Genomic DNA, 18571 nt, shown 5'->3' on the forward strand with positions numbered 1-18571 from the left:
TGCTGGGTATTATTACGTATGGGATGGGCAATTTGGACGCTTGCGGGATTATACGTGCTCGTCGGAATCGGACTGTTCTACAGCTTGGCTATTGACTCGGACAAATTGTTTCTCACCGTGACTGCTGCAGTGTTTGCCCTGATGGGCCCGATGGCATACCTTGTATATAAAAAGCAGATTAGTGACGGAGAGTGAGTGGTCGCAAGTCAGGTTGAATCGGCATCAGCCCGCGTCTTCTGTGCCATATACACGAGTAATCCGACTATCCCAAAGAACCCATATACGACTCCACGAAGTCGTGGGGACGATTGCTCTCGTTTGGTAGCGTCCCAGGCGACATAATAGCCCACCGTTGGCCAAAAAATCAGTTGGTAGAGGCCGAAACGGATGAGTAAACCATTATATGCGGTAAGTATGTCCATGCTGACCTACTTCCCACTAGCTCGTTCACCGGCATCTTGGATTTTACCGTAGGCAGGCGCAAGCACGTAATCGACTACCCCGAGTGCGACGATAAATCCCGCCAGCCGAAGTCCGCTGAAGCCGGTATCGATCCATAGATCCATGAGGACAACCAGCCCAGCCAGCCCGATTCCGACTCCGATCCCGACAGTCAACTCCCGTCGATATTCACCCCACCAGGCGATGATACCAGCACCCAGCAGCACGATACCACTCACAACCGCATCAATACCAAACGACAGACCACCGAAGGCGAGCCCACCCAGTATCAGTCCGATCCCGACCCGTCGAAGTTGTTCGACCGGATCGAGGTCCTGCTCACTCATACCAGACACTTCATCACGCGAGCACAAAACACGAAGGGAATTATAGAACTCTTATCGGTCAATACAAAGAGTGTGCTCAGCAATAGCAACATTTCCTCACGAGAGATTTATGTGTTCGAAATGAATATTAGCCATATGATTTCAGCTGAAAATAGGGTCATCGCTGCTTCCCTGTTTGCGGGTTTGTGTGGCTTGATAATTCTCGGCATTATTGAGGTGGTAATCGGGCTACCGGGTCAGTGGGCATTTGTCATCGCGTTCCTACTCTTGGTCTTGTTTGGGGCCATTCTCCCACAACTGTATCTGTTAAAAATCGATCAATCTGTTTCTAGAACCTCTCGGTTGGGTGTTGTTACCCTCGTGTTGATCGTGCTCGCTGGTGAATTTTCAGATGGAGTCAGTGGAACAGAATTGACCGTCATCTGGGCTCTGGTGGGAATTACGATAGCACTAGTTGTGATTACTGAACTACGTGAGGGGTATCGACAATCAGCTTGGAATGAGAACTAGTAGGTTCTGTTAAAATCCTCAGCAAGCGATATATTCTGACCCTGTTTCGGCCAATGCACAAGAAAAAAATTTCCATATGGCTGAGAATAATAAGGGTAGATGTCTAACGCAGAGTTCCCGTCCTCATGGACTGACCCCCGATACGTTGCAGCTATCGTTAGCGTGATCGCCACCGGTGTACTCTACTTTTATGCCGCTCTGACACAATCTGGTCTAACTATAGAAGAAATCACGCTTGTGATATTCGCCATTCTTCTCCCGACATCAATCGCATACGAAATCGCTCGCCGTTTGTGAGCTAACGATAGCAATCCGCTTCATTGAGAGGATTTACTTAGTTTCGGTAGCGTCTGAAGCAAATACGTCCGTTCTGTATGTTACAAGATACGCAATAACTGTCCCACCGAGAATTACTCCCACTCCGATCCGGAAATTGGTGTCCGGATCTAGTGGGCCGAATATTGCCCCGAGAATGAATCCGAACATCACCAGTATCGCCCACACAATCACAAATCGGGTGTGAATTGACTGAACCATAGTAATTTGTGTGACAGAACGTTCATAAGATTGTCGTCTGTTCAAAACGCACTCCTCAGCGACCAGCCGTTTCAGACAATGATGTATCTGAAGAAGAGGATTTCAATAGAGCTGTAGGAATCCTATAGCCCGGGATCAGACCCCTCGTGGACTATCCTTAATTCAACGATAGATGTATATTGAATAGTGCCTCGCGGACATCACTGACACGACCCTTGAGAGTCACCGCGCAGACTTGGGAAGAGTGTTCAGTCCTGTCTCATGCGAGGTCGTATACGAGGTCACTCCGCAGTCTCCTCATCTAGTTCGTCGCCGTCAATCTCGATGATGTCACCGTCACCGACATCAAGCGTATCTCGAAGCACCGTAAGCTTCTCATCTGCCTCCTCACGCAGTTCTTTGGCCGTCTCGAGTCCGACTTCACCGTCTTCAAGCGTTTCAGCGATTTCTTCAAGGCGATCAATTGTGCCGCCAATATCGACGTCGTCGTGCTGGCTCATACCTGTGTGATTACCGCCCAGCCTTTTCAACCCTCAGAGAACACCCACGGCGAGTGCCAGCAGCGTCAGCCCCAGCACGACAAGCAATACAATAACGGCAACTCGGAGGCGTCGAGCCTCACTCTGCCCGGCTTGTACGCGGGCGTCGGTTTCGATCTCGCGGTACCCATCCTCAATCCGCGCTTCGAGTGCCCCAAGCTCACGGTCAACGCGTGTCTGATACGCCGTGTCGATCCGCGATTCAAGCCCTCCTACTCGACGCTGCGCGGCCCGAACAGTCACCGCATCCGTCTCCACAGCATGTTCGAGGGCCTGGTACGCGTCATTCAGTTGGGTTTCAATCGCAGTCAGCCGCGACGTGACAAGCGCCTCGTACGCGACCGTGATCCGGTGTTCAATATCAGCGATGCGTTGCCGTGTCGCCTCCCGAGCCTGCGCTCGCTGTTCAAGCGTTTGGAGCCCGGCGTCAAGCCGTTGGGTGAGTGTCGCCACACGGTCGGTGACGACCGAGGTGTAGGCACGATCCACTCGATGTTCAATATCGGCGACGCGCTGGCGAACTGAAGCGAGATCCGGGGCGACCGCCACACCAGCGTCGGTTGGCGTCATCGACCGGTGATCTGCCACTGCCTCCGCAAGTGTCTCGTCATCTTCGTGCCCAACCGCAACGACCGTCGGTGTCGCACAATCAGCGATCGCCCGAACGACCGGTTCCTCGTTGAAACACCACAGATCCGCGTCAGCGCCCCCACCACGCGTCACCACAATCACATCGATTGCCGAGTCCTGCTCTAGTCGTCGCACCGCAGTAACGAGTGAGGCGACTGCGGCCTCGCCTTGGACTGTTGCGCCACAGACTGTAATCGGGACCCCCGGATGTCGCGCCCGGACCGCTTCCTCCAAGTCACGGCGAGCGGACCCAGCAAGCGACGTCACAACCCCGATATGGCGCGGATACTCCGGGAGCGGTTGCGCCGCCGCCTCATCAAGCAATCCATCTTCCGCCAGCTCGGCCCGAAGCGCAGCGAGATCCTCTGATCGATCCGATTCCCCGACCGGCCAGAAGTTCTTCACCGCAAGCTGTGTGCGGCCATCATCGTGATAGAAATCAACGGTTGCGCGAACAATCGTCTCAGTTCCTTCCTCCAACTCATGGGTAACCGCCTCGCGCTGGTGGGCCCACATGATACACGAGATGGTGGCGTCATCGTCTAAATCGCGTAAATCGAAGAATGTCCCGAAGTCATACCGGTTAATGTCTGAAACCTCACCGACGACATATGACGGAAGCCGATCCTGCGCCGCATCCAACACCGACCCAATCTCCGCGTTGAGCTGTCCAACGGACCATACATTCCCCTCCGGAACCGATGGACCCTCTGGGCGCGGATCGTGCGTATCGGCCATCTGGTCTGCGGTTTCATCTCTCACGGCTTGAGTCTGGCTCTCTTCCGCAGAACTCTCTAGCAGTAGAGTTGCGAGTTCGCTAGTATGGTACAGTTAGAGTCTATCGACTCTGGTGCTACCCCCAGGTGTTGTTAGGTACCAGTTGCTGAATAGAGGGGGTGTAGTCATCATCAGCGACGAGGTGGTCATCGGAGGAAGCTCTATATTGGAGCTAATAACAATATCGTGTCCAATTCTGAACGAGTTTGCTTCGGCACATTCATACTTACTCATTAGTTACATTTGGCATATTCGTGTTCACACTTGTCGCATTGACTCTTGTTTGGAGTGTGTTCGTTCTGTACTCACTGTCTGTTCTATTTTGGCTATACGAAGTCCTCATTCTCGCTCGCAACCAGTTAGTCTCGTCTGCTTTGTTGAATCCGATGACGGCGTGGGGATCACTGTTTGAGAGCCTGTTCGAGGTTGTAGACTGCGGCGGTCAACACGAGCTCGCGGAACTCGCGGTACCAAGCGCGAGGGTGGACAGCGGGGCCGAATCGACGCTTGATGGCCGAAAAGGCAGTCTCGGCCATCCAGCGCTGGCCGTATAGCCCGCTGTCCAACCGTGCGTTGTGCGCGTGATCGTACGCAGCGAACAACCGGTGACGCAGCAGGGGCCGGACGCCCTCTGATCGGAGGGCGTCCCGGAGAGATTGGTCGTCATAGCCTTTGTCGCCGGCGAGACTCTCGATTTTCTCGGTGTTACGAAGGGCGACTCGACGGCCAGTTTGTGTGTCGTGAGGCCAGTGTGCCGAGCAGTGAAGATCGAGAATGGCACACGAGTCCGTATCGACGAGTGCCGTCGTTTTAAGCGTGCGTATGTGGCGATCCGAGCGGTGTTGGTAGTGTCTCGATGCCGTTTCGCGGTCGAAGAATGTGGCATCGATGGCACCGTGCGAGCCCGGATCGCAGATGTTCGCGGACTCACGAAGGAACTCACGCCATATCGACATTGGCACCCTCTCAAACGACCGGTACAGCGTTGAGGGTGCGGGAAATGCCGTCCGCGCCAGCTGTAACAGACCACGAACGCGATCCATCTCACTCGCCCAATCCACAATTTCGCGGTACGTCGCATCCATGTGAACCCGCAAAAAGTGGAGCGTGACATGCTTCCAGCCGGGAAATCCGTGGCCAGTCGGATCACTCACCGCCGTTGGACTGGCAGCACAGCGCTTTTGAGCCAGCGACGCGGCTTGTTTAACGAAGCGGAAGAGTAGTTTGGACACATTCGGCTCTTCCGCTTCGCTTCCACCTTCAGAGCGACGCTATCCTGTCGCCTTCTGCGGATTCAACAGAGCAGTCTCGTCTGATGAGTTGGTATACGGTCACGACGACGTACAGGTGCGGATATTGACGATTGGTGCCGAAGCCGTCGTTCAAGCAACAGTCAACTCGGTCCCAGATGGGGTCGATGATATTCGAGTTATTGCCGAAGAAGAGATCCAAATTAGCGGGGCAACGGTACACGTCGTCCCTGATGAATTCGAGTGTAAGGCCCGACATAAGGGACGCGCGCTCGAATGGGCTCGTCGAAACGTTCCATGCTCTCATGAGTTTATTCTGTATTTGGACGAAGATACTATCGTTCAGCAATTCCGGGGCTTGCCCGACGCGGACGTTGTCCAAATCACCGAGATGCCGCTGTACACCGGCTCGTGGATCGCGTATTTATCGGAAACATTCCGTATCGGCTACCAGTACGAGCAACGTGCCTTCGGCCGGTTCAAATATCCACTCTACGCATGGGGCGGTGGGATTGCCATTCGAAAATCGTTAGAAGATGCGATTACGTGGGATACAGAGACGATCACAGAGGATACGAATTTCATTTGGCGCGCAGCGCAGACAGGCGAACTTGATTTCCGGGTTCTCAATCTGAAGTTTCGGAATCAGGCCCCGCCATCGCTTCGCGGAATGTTTCGACAGCGGCGACGATGGTTCGCCGGCACCCAGCACTCTTCAGACTTGCTTCCACAAAAGTACCGTCTCTTTCTCGGCTTCCGGATGGTTGCGTGGTCGTTGTCTCCACTGATCCCCGTCATGTCGTTGCTGCTGTTTTTATTCCCGCAGTTTCTCCCACAACCGCTATTTTATCAATTCGGCTCATTGGCCATGTTTCTCGTCTTATTTGTGATCACGCTCGTCGGCGTGTTCGTGTATATCCGGCGCGAGCGGGTTCCACTGTTGGCTATCCCGTTGACGCCTCTGTTAGTCGTTTTAAATACTGTTGGCGCACTGTGGGGGTGGGTTTCTCCCGTACAGACTTTTGCTGTGACTGAAAAAGTCGCACCAAATACTGAGAAGGTCTCACCGGAAACGATAGAAGCCAAAAACCCGTGGCTTGAGGAAGGCGATCTCAAAAACCACGATGGCGAAAAATTACTTATTGAAGACGGTGGTTTTGAGGATGTAGTGTTCGATGATTAATTGGTAGCATGGATCAACTATCATCGGTTAAAATTACAGATGGTGGAATCAGATCAGTTTCGGCGAAGAGATGTACTCGCTACCGTCGGAGCTGTGAGTCTCGCTGGCTGTCTCAGTTCTGGGTTTGACGAGATGCTCTCACAGGATTCACAATCTGGTGGCGGTCTAGATGGGGAGTGGCAACTCGTCGTCGACGAACAGTGGGAGTCATTTGATACGGATCGATGGGGAGTCGGGTTCATTGACCCTGAAGAGTGGATCCCAAATGATGATGCAACGGTGCGTGCCGACAACGTAACAATCAACGACGGGATATGTGAGCTGACAATCGAATCTCAAGGGACTGGCCCGAGTGGTTGTTCTCAAGGTGTGATTAATTCAAGTACCGGCGGGGAGCCTCATCACCCGACAGAGGGTATTCCGATCGACCCAACAGTAAGGCAGTACGTTGAAGCACGACTCAAACTCCCCGGGAGAACCGGCATCTTGCCTGCTTTTTGGATGCAGCCCGCAAATATGAATTGGCCACCGGAGATTGACATTATTGAATTGTTCCAACCGGGAGAGAATCCGGAATCCGAACGCCAGCAACTTCACGTGAATGTTCACTGGAGCGAGTCGGGAGAGCCAAATGATAGGGAGACTCACACGGATAACCCGTTCTCAATGGATAGTGGCACCGATCTCACTGAGAGTTTCAATACGTACGGTTGTGCGCTGTTTGAGGACCGAGTCGAATGGTACTTCAACGGAAACCATGTCGTGACGCGTTCAACGCCACCAGCGATGGTCCAATCACTGACTGCTTCTGAGACCCGTCCGTTCGGGCTAATTTTCTCAAACCACGTTAATCGGGTCGGCCAAGCAGATCTCAATGAGCGATGGACGGAACGCCTCGCTATCGATTGGGTTCGGGTATGGGAGCGATAATTGGCCGGACGGAGGACTCGAATTGAACTGGTTCACCGCCATCCATTACACCCTCGAACAGTACATCAACTAGTTGCTAATCTACAGATGAGCGGCTTTGTTAAAATCCCATTCTTCAGACACAAAATGAGATGAAAACAGCCGGTCGCTGAAGAGTGCGAAAGTAACAAGATGGATATCGCATCCAAACTACAATTAGTCACGTGTCGTTACACCACCTATGGAAGATTTGTACATCTACACTGGCTCATTTGTCGTAATTGGAGCCTCAATAGGGGGGCCAGCGGTAGGGTCGCTCATCGCTGGCGCTCGTAGTATCCCGATACTTCTCATGGCGATCGGTGGAGTTGGAATGCTTGCCACTGCCGGCTACGAATTACTCCGAACCGACCCAGAGGAGTTTACTGCCCCTGCTATTGCCCTTCTTGTGTTGGCTGGTTCCGCCTGTCTGTCCTTTCTCGGCACAATACTCTCTTGGATGGGCGGTTTCTGAGTGCCGGCTCTGTTGAAATCCCCAGTAAGTGATATATTCTGCCCGGTCGCGGTCAATACAAGCCAAGGGCCTTGTTTAGACGCTCCCGATAACGTAGCTTGGTGCCTGCGTTGGCTGAGCGAGATCAGTCTCTGAGAGCCTCTCTGTACCATTCCGTTCTTCAGATAGCGACTATTTCGCCCGATCTACACCGCTTCTAAATAAGGCTCAAGCCAAGTAATTAATAGACGAAACGCTCTAAATAGTACAATAGACTCCCCACATCATATGTCGCTACAGCAGTATCGAAAACTCACCGGGATTCTCTCCGTTATTGTCGGAGTAGTTATTCCTGGTATCGCTTTGTCACAACCCAATTTCCGCACAGTTCTATGGGGATTATTCGCTATTTCACTCGGGTTGTTTGGTTGGTTTAAAAACTGAAATATTACTCAGTACGCAAGCGCGATCTTACAGCTGATTCAGTCTCGCAACCCAGAAAGCATCAACCATAGATCGTTCAGTACAGACGAAATGGAAATCACCCGTATCTGACGGTTTTAATACTGTTGTTGAAAATGAAGCAACATGACCCCGAAGAAGGCTATTACAGTATATATTACGCTCCCTTGTCTCCTATATGGGGTATTCTTTGTCTTAGCAGTCACACGGTATTCCGGCATGATTGAGAGAAATACGCTGTATGCCGCACACACAGTATTTGGTGGTTACATCGCCTTCATTGTCTACACAAAACGAGACCAACTGACCGCGGTGTAAGCAGTCTTCAGCGACTGGCTATTTCAGGTGAGAATATATCTGAAGAATAAGATTTCAACAGAGCCTCAATATCCAATTATCTGAAAGAGACAGGTAAGCCGCACCAGTGAAGAGCAGAAGGCATGTACTGGCCGCAACTGGGCGGACTGTGCGCTTACTGAGATCTTCAACAAAGCCACATATCATAATACAAAGATTCTTTTGGCCTCCATGGAATACAACGATAACCAGAGTTTATCATGGATAGACGAACGTATCTCAGAGCTTCTATCGGAGCCGGTATCGCTAGCAGTGTTACAGTCGGTGCTATCCCTGAGTCTGTAACAGCTGAACCGAGTGGCTCGCTCACGATTAACGACCAGACCTTATCTGATGGCCAATCGCTCGTTATTGGTGAAATTGAGACTCAACAAGACGCAAACCTCGGTATCAGGAATCAGCGGACTGACAGCCGTCTTTATTCGTCTAGTATCGAGGCGGGTGTCTACGAAGACTATGAGGTAAGAATTGCTCCGCCAATTACAGAGGAATCAAGAGTCTCTGTCAGTCTCTACCCCGAGGATGGTGGGTCAAGCTTTGCTCGTGACACGGCAATTGTATCTGGCAATGACGATCTTGAGATAGTTGACGGGATTGACCAGACGCTGGTTGCGGCTGACTCGACAGCTGGGTTTGAGTATCCGTTTTTCCTCTACGCGCCTTCAAATGCCACATCTGGCGAGGGCAAACCTGCGCCAGTGCTAGTCGAACCTGCGAACTCCGGGCAGCCAGCGGATGACATCGACGTACACATATCGGCGGGAGAAAGGTTGGTTAGCGATGGTCTGCCCCGCGATATTTCGGAGCGTTTGGGTGCGCCACTTATTGTTCCGGTCTTTCCACGGCCTGAATCGGACCCCGTTAATTGGAGGCACCTCACCCATGCGCTTGATGATACGACAATGGGTATTGAGGATGGTTCGCTCGAGCGTATCGACCTCCAAGTGTTGAATATGGTTGAACGGGCGTATGAGATCCTCGAAGATGCGGAATATGCTGTTCGGACGGACGGTATCCTACTGAATGGCTTCTCTGCTTCCGGTAACTTCGTTGACCGGTTCACTGTCTTACACCCCGATGAAGTGATTTCGGTCACAGCCGGTGGTCTGAATGGGATGCCCCTGTTGCCACTTGATAAATTCAAAGGGCGGGAGTTACCGTTCCACGTCGGGACTGCTGATTTGGAAGCTCTGACCGGCTCACCAGTCGACCGCGAGACACTCGATGAGACAAACCAGTTTCTCTACATGGGGGCTGAAGACAATAACGACACGATTGGGTTTGGTGACGCTTGGACAGAGGATTCCTTAGAGGAGTTAGCACTAGATGTGTACGGTGAAGACATGATCGTTGACCGGTTCCCAACATCGCAGAGTGCTTACGAGAAAGCGGGCGTATCGGCTCAGTTTCGTGTCTATCCTGATGCAGGCCACACAGCCCGTCCGGCAGCTCATGACATCGTTGAGTTCCATCAGCGGAGCATCGACGGTGAGGACGTGAGCGTGTTTGGTGACGAGATCGGGACAACACTCAGAATCGACCTGTCTCCGGAGAATCCGGAGGTCGGCGATGAGGTGACATTCGATGCAAGTGAGAGCTCAACCGTAGCTGGTAGAGAATTCCTCTCGTATCAGTGGGAGTTCGGTGACGGAGACGTTGGTATTGAGGAAACGACTACGCACTCATACGCTAATGAGGGTGAGTTCACGGTGACGCTGGCCACAACATCTGATTTGGGGGAGAGAGATGAAGTAACCATTCAAGTCGGAGTTGGCGAGGGATACGAGACAATTGAAGACACCGACGACAGTGATGATAACGAGACTGAGCCAAACAGCGACGGGGTTGACGACAATGGCCCAGCAGACACTAATGATGATGATGTAGGGACTGAGTCTAACAGCGACGAAACTGATGACACTGACCCGGCAGCCACTGATAAAAATGGCGAGACTGGGTCGAACACTGACGGAGCTGACGGCGATGACTCAGAAGATACTAATGATGATGTCCCTGGCTTCGGGGTTAGTGGCGCACTCGCGGGTGTCGGGGGACTTGTATACCTCCTAAAGCACCGTCTGTCCGGAACGAAGTCAGAATCAAGCTGAGGTGTTACTGTCGGAGACGTTTTTGCGGGCGGCCAGATAGTCTGAGATTCGCCGTGATCAAGGTTCGTTCTCGACCGTGTAGCTTGCCTCCGTACCGATACCAGAGGGCGCAACGAGTGGCTCGGCAATAATAGTATCATGGGCGAGCACTGGCCTCTTTGACCGACCTTCCTCAACAACGTCTACGAGATCTGCGTTGATGAGCTCGGTGAGATCTCGCTGTACGGCCCCGGGATCCCGATCCAATATTCGGGCGAGTTCGCGCTGCGACGAGACCTCTTTCTGATTGAGGGTTTGGAGAATTTCTCGCCGCTTCGGGGTGAAGACGCGATCAGCCAGTTCATGCGAAATTACCTTCACCGAACCGAATTCATCATCTTCACCTGTGAGACGCCGAGCGATACTCGTCCGTAGCAACGTCCTCTCAGTCGAGGATTCGTTATCTGAGTGTTCCGATGGCGCTGGCGCATATGTATTACTCATGCTCTATCACTTCCTATACTGTTGTATGCCACATCAACGGTTAAACGTTTCCATGATCCCGGTTTTGAGCGGGGAATAGGCACCTACACAGATTACAGTCCATTTACCAGACATGTCGTAATATTTTTATGCGAGGATGTTCTATGTAAGAACAAGGAGGGCATATCGGAGGTGTATGCGGTTTCTCCTCTCTATCTCCTTGAGAATGAATGACTGAAAATGAAAACGACAAGAAATTGATTGACGAAGCGGAGCACAGACAGACCGAGAACCCGACAGTCGGTACCGAGATGGGATACGAGGTTTCCCTCGCAATCCGACGGGTCCCTTCAGGAGCATTGTATCCTGATGATTTTGGGGTGAATCTGTATATCGCACAAGAAGGGAGTGACAACATCGACATCGCGCGTGTTGATACGAGCCACGGTGACTGCCACATTGACCGGCTGTACCTTCCGCAGAAACACGAACAGCGAAAACACGACAAGGGGTTTCAGACCGACAACCCAGAGGGCGCAGTGAAGTACATGACCGAAGAAGACAGGTGGCGTGATTGGGTTCGACGATACGACAAGAACCACGGACTGCCGTAAGGTGTTAGGATCCGTCGAGATCGCGTGAGTGGTGGATTTCCCACTCATGCTTGTGATGACTAGTTGGCCCTCTTGAAATCCTCAGCCGAGTATATCTTCTGACCCAACCGCGGTCCATACAGAGGGCGTGGTCAATACGAGAACTATGTTATTTTTTCCATCTGACTCCTGAATCAGGCGATAGAATACGCTTGCGCATTGACCGACGAGGATCCGACTGGTTCGAGATGATGTTGTGAGCGCGACAGAAGATACAGAGCACGAATCGGCCGATCGTGAAGGGCGTTACCGCCGGTAGACGCCGAGATAAGCCGTGGCAAACCGATGAAACCCAAGATCCTGAGCAAGTGCGACAGACCAGGGCCATGCGTCTGAGGTTTGATACTGGGGGAGAAGTCCGTCAGCGAACGCCTTCTCCGTGGCTTGAGAAACGACGCTTCGACCGTATCCATGCCCACGGTTGTCCGGGCGTGTCACGACTGCCAGATGGGCAAGTACGCCTTCCCAGACATCGAAGCCGGCGACCGCTACCAGCTCTTCATCAACAAAAAGTCCCACAGTCTCGCCGGGAGTGAACTGTGTTCCGCCTTGTTCCCACTCGTTATCCGGAATACTCCGTTGAAACGACCGATAGGCGGCGGCATCGGCAGCTGTGAGGGCTCGAGCGTCCGATTCGACGGGAGTGAACGTTTCTCGATCCGCGTACCCGTAGAACGTCGGGCCGATGGCCTGCTCGATACCGTCGAAGCGAGTGAGCCATCCGTGGACCGCGTCCTCGTCCTCAGCATCGAGTGGTATCTCGGTCTCACTCCGGTCTTCGGCTGCGTCTAAGAGGGGACCCGGTACACCGACGATCTGGGAGTCGCCGTGAGAAAAAAGTTGGATACCGCCCTCCTCGGCGTTGCCAACGGTTCCTCCTGATTTCTCGAACGCCTCGGGGGGGACACCGAGGCGGTCAGCCCAATAGCGGCGGAGTGTCCACAGAGTACGTGAACTAAGACCCATGAACAGACATCGCTCCCGTGGGTTGGGAGGTAATTATTTCGATGGAGACCGTAGAAGGGCGGGTGGAACACCTTCTGTACTGAGCGATCACTCTCCCGTAGATTGCCCTCAATTCGTACCACGTTCGCTCCCTGTATCTCGCACAGGTACCAGATCAGATCGTTCATCAGTCAAATTTCGCAATTGTCAGTCATGTCACCCAAAACATACCACACAAGTTCCCCCGTGTCACCACGACCACACCGCAAAAAAGCCGCCTGAAAGCGGGCTACGCCTCGACGTCGTCCCGCAACGCCTCAAGCGCCTCTTCTAGCAGCATTTGAACGCTCTCCGTAGCAGCCCCTCCACCTATCTCTTCCTGACCCCCCTCACCCACTGACTCACTCGCATCCGACACGATCTCGGCGGCAGACTCGTCATCCTCATCGGCAGTCACCTCGCTCGCCCGCGCCGCCGCGTTCCGTATCGCATCGCCCTCGTCTGACCCTCTCGCCGCCGTCGACGAGTCCTCCTCATCCGACCCGTCCTTCGAAACCCGCGGCCGACCGCCCCTGCTGAACGCGTCGAGCGGGAAGTCGTACATCTTCGAGCGCGTCTCCTTGTAGAATGTGCCGCGCCGCGAGACATCGAAGACCTCCATCACTGTCTGGCGATCACACCCCCGATCGAGCGCTCGCCGTACGAGCTCGTCTTCTGTCCGTTGGACGAGCAATTTCGGGTCATCAGGGATGTGGCCGCGAGCGGTCGTCACGATATCATCGAGTAAACCCCACTCTTGGGTGGCGATATCTTTTGTCACGAGCGGCTCTGTCCGCTCAGTCACTTCATTATCGAGCCCGCCCAAATGCCACAACCGCTCTCGAACAGCCGTGACGGTCATCTCAACTGTTAATTTGTCCGCAATCTCCTTTGTGCGGAGTGGGCCGTTGTCATAGAGGATCCGCAAAATCTCGTACTCGTGGGACTTCAATTCCTTGTCATCGGCCTCCGTCAGCCGGATGGGTACATCGCTGGGCGTCGATCTCATGTGATGCCACGAGTGGCAACTCCGACACAACGTGAGGAGGTTCGCTGGGTCGTGTTCGTCGAAATCATCCGGATCCCGATCTGCGTGGTGGACCTCGAGGTCGGCCAGGCCGCCAGCGGCTGGCGCTTTCGCGTTACATGCCCGGCAGCGATACCGATCGCGTTGTAGCACTTTCTTCTGCGTCGCCTGATCCACCGTTTCGTTCCGCTCCGCGCCCGAGCCCATCGACGCCGTCTCTAACTGGTCCGATGGCGTCTCGGCATCGGCTGGCTCCTCGTCCGCTGTTGGTTCGTCGTCTGTTCCGTCAGCCGTGTCCTCGTCTTCTGAATCTCTCATGTATATCGTTCTATGTCCGGCTTCGCACGCACTGTGACCGCCAGCATCGCTCATCCTCCTGGTGTATCGCTTCAATCTGCAGCCCCGCTGCTGGGGAACGCGCCGCAACCGCTCACCGAGCCAGACTCACGCGTCTCGTGTCGGTGAGAGCGATTTCACGTTGAACTCCGCCTTCCCGCAGTACCGCTCAGCAACCCGGCCGAGCGCCTGTGTCCGCAGGATATCCGCCAAGTTATGGCAGACGAGTTCGTCGAATTGCCCCTCCTCGAAGGCGGTCACCGCCGCCGCACTGTCGTCAAACGGATCGATTCCGCTGTAGGTCCCGTCGCCGAGCAGCTCGTACACAGCCGCCAACCCCCGCTGTTCCTCGCCGTCAACAGTCGTGTTGAACCGATCCGAAATCACCGGCAACACGTCCGCGTACGCCACATCGAATGGCCACGCCATCTCACGGGCCGCATACCGACTCCGCAGGAACGGCAGATCGAAGCCACCGTTCCACACCTCGCCGTTGAACGCGATGAGTAGTGTCTCGGCGTCGTGTATCCGATCTCTGACGAACGTCGCCACAGCCGCCAGCAGCGCGGCCTCATCGGTGTGTGTCGAGACGTTCACGAGTGTCTCCGACAGCCGCGCTTTCACGCTGGCCTCGACGTCGCCGGCTGTCCGCCCGGCAGTTTGGACGAACACCCGAACCCCCAGCGGCATCGCAAACCCGACGACGGTTACCTCATCGTCGACGTCAAACCCGGTCGTCTCGATATCAAAGGCCACCTGGTCGAGCATTACGCCACCTCACCTCGCTCCGGCACACGATCGTGGCTGGCTGGCCTCACGCGCAGTTCACCGAAGCCGAACCGCGCATGCGTCCCCACCCGTAGCACGCCGTTCTTCGCCGTCTGTATCGGATCGTCTCCGGCGTAGCCGACGAGTTGGCCGTGATCGACCGTCGCCAGTTCATACGCGGTCTCCCCAACAAGCCGTTCCTCCCGGCGACGCAACCGGCGCTCTCGCGTCGGCGAATCGCCCGGCACGGCAGCCACCGACGTGTCCCACCAATAGGGCACTGACTGAGTGTCCGCGTCCGGGGCTTCACTTTGGAGGACATAGGGCGTCACCAGCTCGATGGTATACGCGTCGTGACCCCGCAGCGCATCGAACGAGAGCGCGTTGAGGTCGACAACCTGCGAGTCGGTGAGCGACACCTCGCCGAAGCCGTAGTTCCGAGCACCGCCCAGCTGAATCCCATTGAGCACGGATTCATCAAGCGGCAGCACGCCCTCGCGCTCGCTATGGACATACGCGTGGATGTACCATTTCACTCGGCGCTTCGAATTCCGCTGCTCCGCAGGCACGCCGAAAAACGACTCCGACGCGACCGTCAGCCGCCCGCCATGCGACTGCCGATCCATCGTGTTCTGGGCGTCGCGCGGCCGAGAGGGCTGTAGCCATCGCTGTGCCGCATCCCGAAACAGGAACAGGTCCTCGTACGACTCGACCGGCGGCAGCGACCCCCCGAGTTTGCCGGCGTACCCGTTCTGTGAGTGTTCGCTCGGGTAGGAGCCGTACTCTGATGGGCTGAAAATACCGTGACTCACCCGTAACTCGCGTCGCGTCCGGTCGTCGACGTCCGCCGCGATCGCCTGAAACAGCGCGTTGCCCGACACGTGATATGGTCGCCCCGCATACGGAGTCGACAATTCGAAAACCAGCTGTTGGATCGTCGTCACGCCACACCCCCGTCGCTTCGAGTGGAGATTGTGCCATGTTTGCGTTCCACACGGTCGGTAGCTGTGAGAAATCGACCCGCCCACAGCAGGCACCCACGATCGGCTTGGGCGAACAGGGGCGTCGCCCCCCATCGGTACGCACGAACCGGTCCGACATGCTGGCTCGCAGCCCGTCCCGCGTATTCACGGCCCGACCATTCCGCTGGGGCGCTGGGCCGTGAGTTCGCTTGGCTTCCCCCGAGTGTGAGATGGTCTGCGCCCCCAGCTGTCGTCGGAGTTCGTCGAGCCGGCAGTGTTGCGGGCGCTCCCGGGCGGGCAAGCGGACGTCGACGCCCACCCACTAGCGACGTCGGCGGACCGGCAGTCCGACCTACAGGCTCACCGCCTGACCATATCGGATGGGTGGGGTCGGCGGTCCGCCAGTCACGATCGTGTCGGCGGGTCACGCGTCCACCCCCGCGGTGCCGCGCGTATCCTGCCTGACAGCATCCTCGATATACTGTAGCGCCGTCGACCACGACCTGATTCGTCGCAACTGCGCATCCACGTGACGCCACCACTGCGCTTCACGGCCCAAGGGCGACCCAGACACTCGGTTCCATACATCAGCAAACGATTCAGCCGGGGCTGGGCCAGGCCACGCCGCTGGTCCATCTGGTGACGCTGACAGCCGCATCGTCATCGCCTCCGTCCACAACACCGTTCGGTGTGGCACCACGCAGTCCGCGTCGAGTGCTGCCTGCTGTCTCGCTTTTCGATCCGCGTTCCGCGGTGGCGACTCCGTCGCTGGCTCGACAACCAGGAACAGGTCGTCAAATGTGTGGCCCGCCCGATATGCGTCAAGCAGCGCGGCCACCAGCAACACGTGGTACTTGAGCGACGAGTACGGGAGATACACCGACTCGTTCACTAGTGCTGCAGTCTCGCTCGTCAGCCACGCTGCGTGGAGTTCCTCTGGCGAGCCGTCGATCAGCGGTGTAATCGCGGGATATTGTAGGGGGACCGCCCCCGTTTCAAGTACCGAGCCCGTGAGCAGCGACAGCCGCGCCGGCGACGCGTGATTCGCCACCGTCTGTTCAGGTTCGCCCTCTGGTCGGCTCAGCAACGCCGCATCTCGATCCGCCTGCAACGGGACTGAGTCGTTCACCGGCACGTCGAACAGCTCGTCACGTCCCGACCCGTGCTGGCGGCCGCGCAATTTGTGGACGTCGTGGCGGTACGCCACCCGCAGGTCCACGCTCGCGGTTTCACTGCGGGCCATCACAGCTCCTCCATGCTGTTCACACGCTCTTGCAGCGGTACCACGAACTGCTGGCGCACCGACTCTCGCCACAGGTCATCCTTCCACGCCATCCCCGAGGTGGCGTCTTGGGCGCGATTGTACACTCGCTTGATCTCGGCGTCCGTGTACAGCGGGTTGATGACGCGCGCATCGACCATGCCCGCCCCGAAGTTGCGTGCGCCGCCAAGTTGGAGTTCGAACTCGTCGCTATGGGCGTCAAGGTAATCGACCGCCTCGACGAGTAGCCCGACGTACTCCGGTTTCAGCTCTCGCAACGAGAGTTTCCACGTCCCCACCAGGTTGCCGACGACGTCTCGGGACGCCATCCGCAATGGTTGCCCGTCGTCCTCGCTGTTGCGTGAGCGCACCTGGGTGTTCAGTTGCCGGTAGTGCGCTTCCGCTTCGCCCTGTAGGACGTCGACTTGCCGGCGAATTGGCGAGAACCGGAGCGGCCGGCGCACCAGCCGTCCCGCCCGGTCGTTGAATCCGCCAAAGAGGTCGTAGATTACGCAGCCGGCGTCGCCATCGACGCACGAGCCTTTCTCGTGGTACCCGGCGTCGAGGTCGCGCTCGTACACGTCCTCAAGCATGTAATCCCCGTTCGCTGCGCCCGGGTGGCACGCCGTGCCGCCGGCGATCTGTAGCACGCGTTCACAGCCGTGGCGGAGCCACCCCGAGAGCGGGAATGGTGACACCATCCCGCCGATTTGGTTTTGTGGGTCGTCCGCCTCGTAGCGGTCCGCCGAGGCGTGATGGCGATCCGTGACGATCCCATCACCCGGTGCGAGCAGTGGGATTTCGAGGCCCACATACAGGTCCGGGAGTGTGAGATTCTCGATGTCGTCTGGGAGTGACATCTCGTGGTCGAGGTGTTCGGTGTCGAATGCTGGGGGCATTACTCGTCACCCCCCTGGTTGGTCGCCTGTTGGTGGACCTGCTCGTTGTGTTCGGCCTGCTGTGTCCCGTCTCTCTGGGAGTAGTCGGCCGTGTGCTCGGTGGTCCCTTCGAGTTGCGTTGACCCGCGCTCATGGATGCCTTCGAACGGTGGTGTCGGGTCAGCCTCGGTGGCCTGGTGCGTGTGGAGCGGGTCAGTCTTGCGTGTCGTCTCCTCACCGACCGGGTGTGCGTCGCTTGATCTGGGTCGGCTCGCCACGATCGGTTCCGGCGCGAGGAGTACCAGCCAGGATGACTGGGTCGCCACGTCGGTGCACAGACCGATCCGGCCTGTCACGACGAGTTCGTGCACGCCGCGCATGAACTCTGTCGGGTGCGCGTGCTCGTCCGCCCGGCACATCACGAATCCAATTTCAAAAATGGGGTTGCCAGCCGCCCGGAAGGCATACGCGGTCAGCTCGTCGCCTTCCCGGAGTTTGCGGTCGCAGATTTGACATTCTGCCGGCCCTTCCCCGAGCGCAAGCTGTTTTATTTGTGATATGTCTTCAATCAGATTATCATCGATACTGTCTTCACCATCTGTGATTTTTCTTGTCATGGGTACCTCTCAGCCAGTGAGAAGCCCGGTCCGAGTGTACCAGCACTCGGGCATTTCCGGATCGATCATGCCTACGACCT

Annotated in this window: 19 protein-coding genes; 7 read left to right on the forward strand and 12 right to left on the reverse strand. The window is 55.9% G+C overall.

Going from position 1 to position 18571, the window contains the following annotated elements:
- Positions 1 to 18 precede the first annotated feature (18 nt).
- On the forward strand, positions 19 to 195 hold the full coding sequence (locus tag ACZ5KW_RS08980) for a hypothetical protein (RefSeq protein WP_343780515.1): 177 nt from the start codon (positions 19 to 21) through the stop codon (positions 193 to 195).
- A gap of 233 nt (positions 196 to 428) precedes the next feature.
- Here ACZ5KW_RS08980 and ACZ5KW_RS08985 read toward each other — a convergent pair whose 3' ends face one another.
- A complete protein-coding gene (locus ACZ5KW_RS08985; RefSeq protein WP_343780516.1) occupies positions 429 to 788 on the reverse strand; it encodes a hypothetical protein in 360 nt (119 codons plus the stop codon).
- A 135-nt stretch (positions 789 to 923) separates the two neighbouring features.
- Between ACZ5KW_RS08985 and ACZ5KW_RS08990 the strand changes: the two genes are divergently transcribed.
- Positions 924 to 1298 carry a hypothetical protein gene (locus ACZ5KW_RS08990; RefSeq protein WP_343780517.1) on the forward strand — a complete coding sequence of 125 codons (375 nt, stop codon included), beginning with the start codon at positions 924 to 926 and terminating at the stop codon, positions 1296 to 1298.
- Between the two features lie 818 nt (positions 1299 to 2116).
- Here the strand turns inward: ACZ5KW_RS08990 and ACZ5KW_RS08995 are convergent.
- The 3 genes from ACZ5KW_RS08995 to ACZ5KW_RS09005 form a co-directional block, all read right to left on the reverse strand.
- The gene (locus ACZ5KW_RS08995; RefSeq protein WP_142986973.1) at positions 2117 to 2335 is read right to left on the reverse strand and encodes an exodeoxyribonuclease VII small subunit; all 219 of its coding nucleotides are present in this window, start codon (positions 2333 to 2335) and stop codon (positions 2117 to 2119) included.
- Positions 2336 to 2368: 33 nt separating this feature from the next.
- Entirely contained in the window at positions 2369 to 3742 is a 1374-nt protein-coding gene (gene xseA, locus ACZ5KW_RS09000; protein ID WP_343780518.1) for an exodeoxyribonuclease VII large subunit, read from the reverse strand.
- A 440-nt stretch (positions 3743 to 4182) separates the two neighbouring features.
- Complete coding sequence (locus ACZ5KW_RS09005) at positions 4183 to 5013, reverse strand: IS5 family transposase (RefSeq protein WP_464388554.1); 831 nt, start codon at positions 5011 to 5013, stop codon at positions 4183 to 4185.
- Between ACZ5KW_RS09005 and ACZ5KW_RS09010 the strand changes: the two genes are divergently transcribed.
- The 4 genes from ACZ5KW_RS09010 (at position 5006) to ACZ5KW_RS09025 (ending at position 10543) form a co-directional block, all read left to right on the forward strand.
- On the forward strand, positions 5006 to 6214 hold the full coding sequence (locus tag ACZ5KW_RS09010; protein ID WP_371153046.1) for a glycosyltransferase family 2 protein: 1209 nt from the start codon (positions 5006 to 5008) through the stop codon (positions 6212 to 6214). The two genes, ACZ5KW_RS09005 and ACZ5KW_RS09010, sit on opposite strands and share 8 nt — an antisense overlap.
- A gap of 132 nt (positions 6215 to 6346) precedes the next feature.
- Complete coding sequence (locus ACZ5KW_RS09015; protein WP_343777612.1) at positions 6347 to 7144, forward strand: glycoside hydrolase family 16 protein; 798 nt, start codon at positions 6347 to 6349, stop codon at positions 7142 to 7144.
- Positions 7145 to 7364: 220 nt separating this feature from the next.
- Positions 7365 to 7637 carry a hypothetical protein gene (locus ACZ5KW_RS09020; protein ID WP_343777610.1) on the forward strand — a complete coding sequence of 91 codons (273 nt, stop codon included), beginning with the start codon at positions 7365 to 7367 and terminating at the stop codon, positions 7635 to 7637.
- A gap of 998 nt (positions 7638 to 8635) precedes the next feature.
- Complete coding sequence (locus ACZ5KW_RS09025) at positions 8636 to 10543, forward strand: PKD domain-containing protein (RefSeq protein WP_343777608.1); 1908 nt, start codon at positions 8636 to 8638, stop codon at positions 10541 to 10543.
- 57 nt (positions 10544 to 10600) lie between these two features.
- Here the strand turns inward: ACZ5KW_RS09025 and ACZ5KW_RS09030 are convergent, their stop codons facing one another.
- Positions 10601 to 11026, reverse strand: a complete 426-nt coding sequence (locus ACZ5KW_RS09030) for an HVO_A0114 family putative DNA-binding protein (protein ID WP_343777606.1) — start codon at positions 11024 to 11026, stop codon at positions 10601 to 10603.
- 209 nt (positions 11027 to 11235) lie between these two features.
- On the opposite strand from ACZ5KW_RS09030, the gene ACZ5KW_RS09035 reads away from it, so the two are divergent.
- Positions 11236 to 11619 carry a DUF7718 family protein gene (locus ACZ5KW_RS09035; protein ID WP_343777604.1) on the forward strand — a complete coding sequence of 128 codons (384 nt, stop codon included), beginning with the start codon at positions 11236 to 11238 and terminating at the stop codon, positions 11617 to 11619.
- A gap of 285 nt (positions 11620 to 11904) precedes the next feature.
- Here ACZ5KW_RS09035 and ACZ5KW_RS09040 read toward each other — a convergent pair whose 3' ends face one another.
- The 7 genes from ACZ5KW_RS09040 to ACZ5KW_RS09070 all read right to left on the reverse strand — a co-directional run bounded on the left by ACZ5KW_RS09040 (position 11905) and on the right by ACZ5KW_RS09070 (position 18491).
- Positions 11905 to 12624 (reverse strand): GNAT family N-acetyltransferase, encoded by a 720-nt coding sequence (locus tag ACZ5KW_RS09040; protein WP_343777602.1) that lies wholly within the window; start codon positions 12622 to 12624, stop codon positions 11905 to 11907.
- 268 nt (positions 12625 to 12892) lie between these two features.
- Positions 12893 to 13987 (reverse strand): HNH endonuclease, encoded by a 1095-nt coding sequence (locus ACZ5KW_RS09045; protein ID WP_343777600.1) that lies wholly within the window; start codon positions 13985 to 13987, stop codon positions 12893 to 12895.
- Between the two features lie 126 nt (positions 13988 to 14113).
- Positions 14114 to 14773, reverse strand: a complete 660-nt coding sequence (locus tag ACZ5KW_RS09050) for a hypothetical protein (RefSeq protein WP_343777598.1) — start codon at positions 14771 to 14773, stop codon at positions 14114 to 14116.
- Positions 14773 to 15717 (reverse strand): hypothetical protein, encoded by a 945-nt coding sequence (locus ACZ5KW_RS09055; protein WP_343777596.1) that lies wholly within the window; start codon positions 15715 to 15717, stop codon positions 14773 to 14775. The genes ACZ5KW_RS09050 and ACZ5KW_RS09055 overlap by 1 nt, the downstream gene beginning before the upstream one ends.
- A gap of 442 nt (positions 15718 to 16159) precedes the next feature.
- Entirely contained in the window at positions 16160 to 16978 is an 819-nt protein-coding gene (locus tag ACZ5KW_RS09060) for a DUF8168 family protein (RefSeq protein ID WP_343777594.1), read from the reverse strand.
- Positions 16978 to 17895, reverse strand: coding sequence for a hypothetical protein (locus tag ACZ5KW_RS09065; RefSeq protein WP_343777592.1), 918 nt, complete (start codon positions 17893 to 17895; stop codon positions 16978 to 16980). Before ACZ5KW_RS09065 ends, ACZ5KW_RS09060 begins: the two co-directional genes overlap by 1 nt.
- Positions 17895 to 18491 carry a hypothetical protein gene (locus ACZ5KW_RS09070; protein WP_343777590.1) on the reverse strand — a complete coding sequence of 199 codons (597 nt, stop codon included), beginning with the start codon at positions 18489 to 18491 and terminating at the stop codon, positions 17895 to 17897. Before ACZ5KW_RS09070 ends, ACZ5KW_RS09065 begins: the two co-directional genes overlap by 1 nt.
- Positions 18492 to 18571: the final 80 nt, after the last annotated feature.

The organism is Halorubrum ejinorense (genome assembly GCF_055389685.1).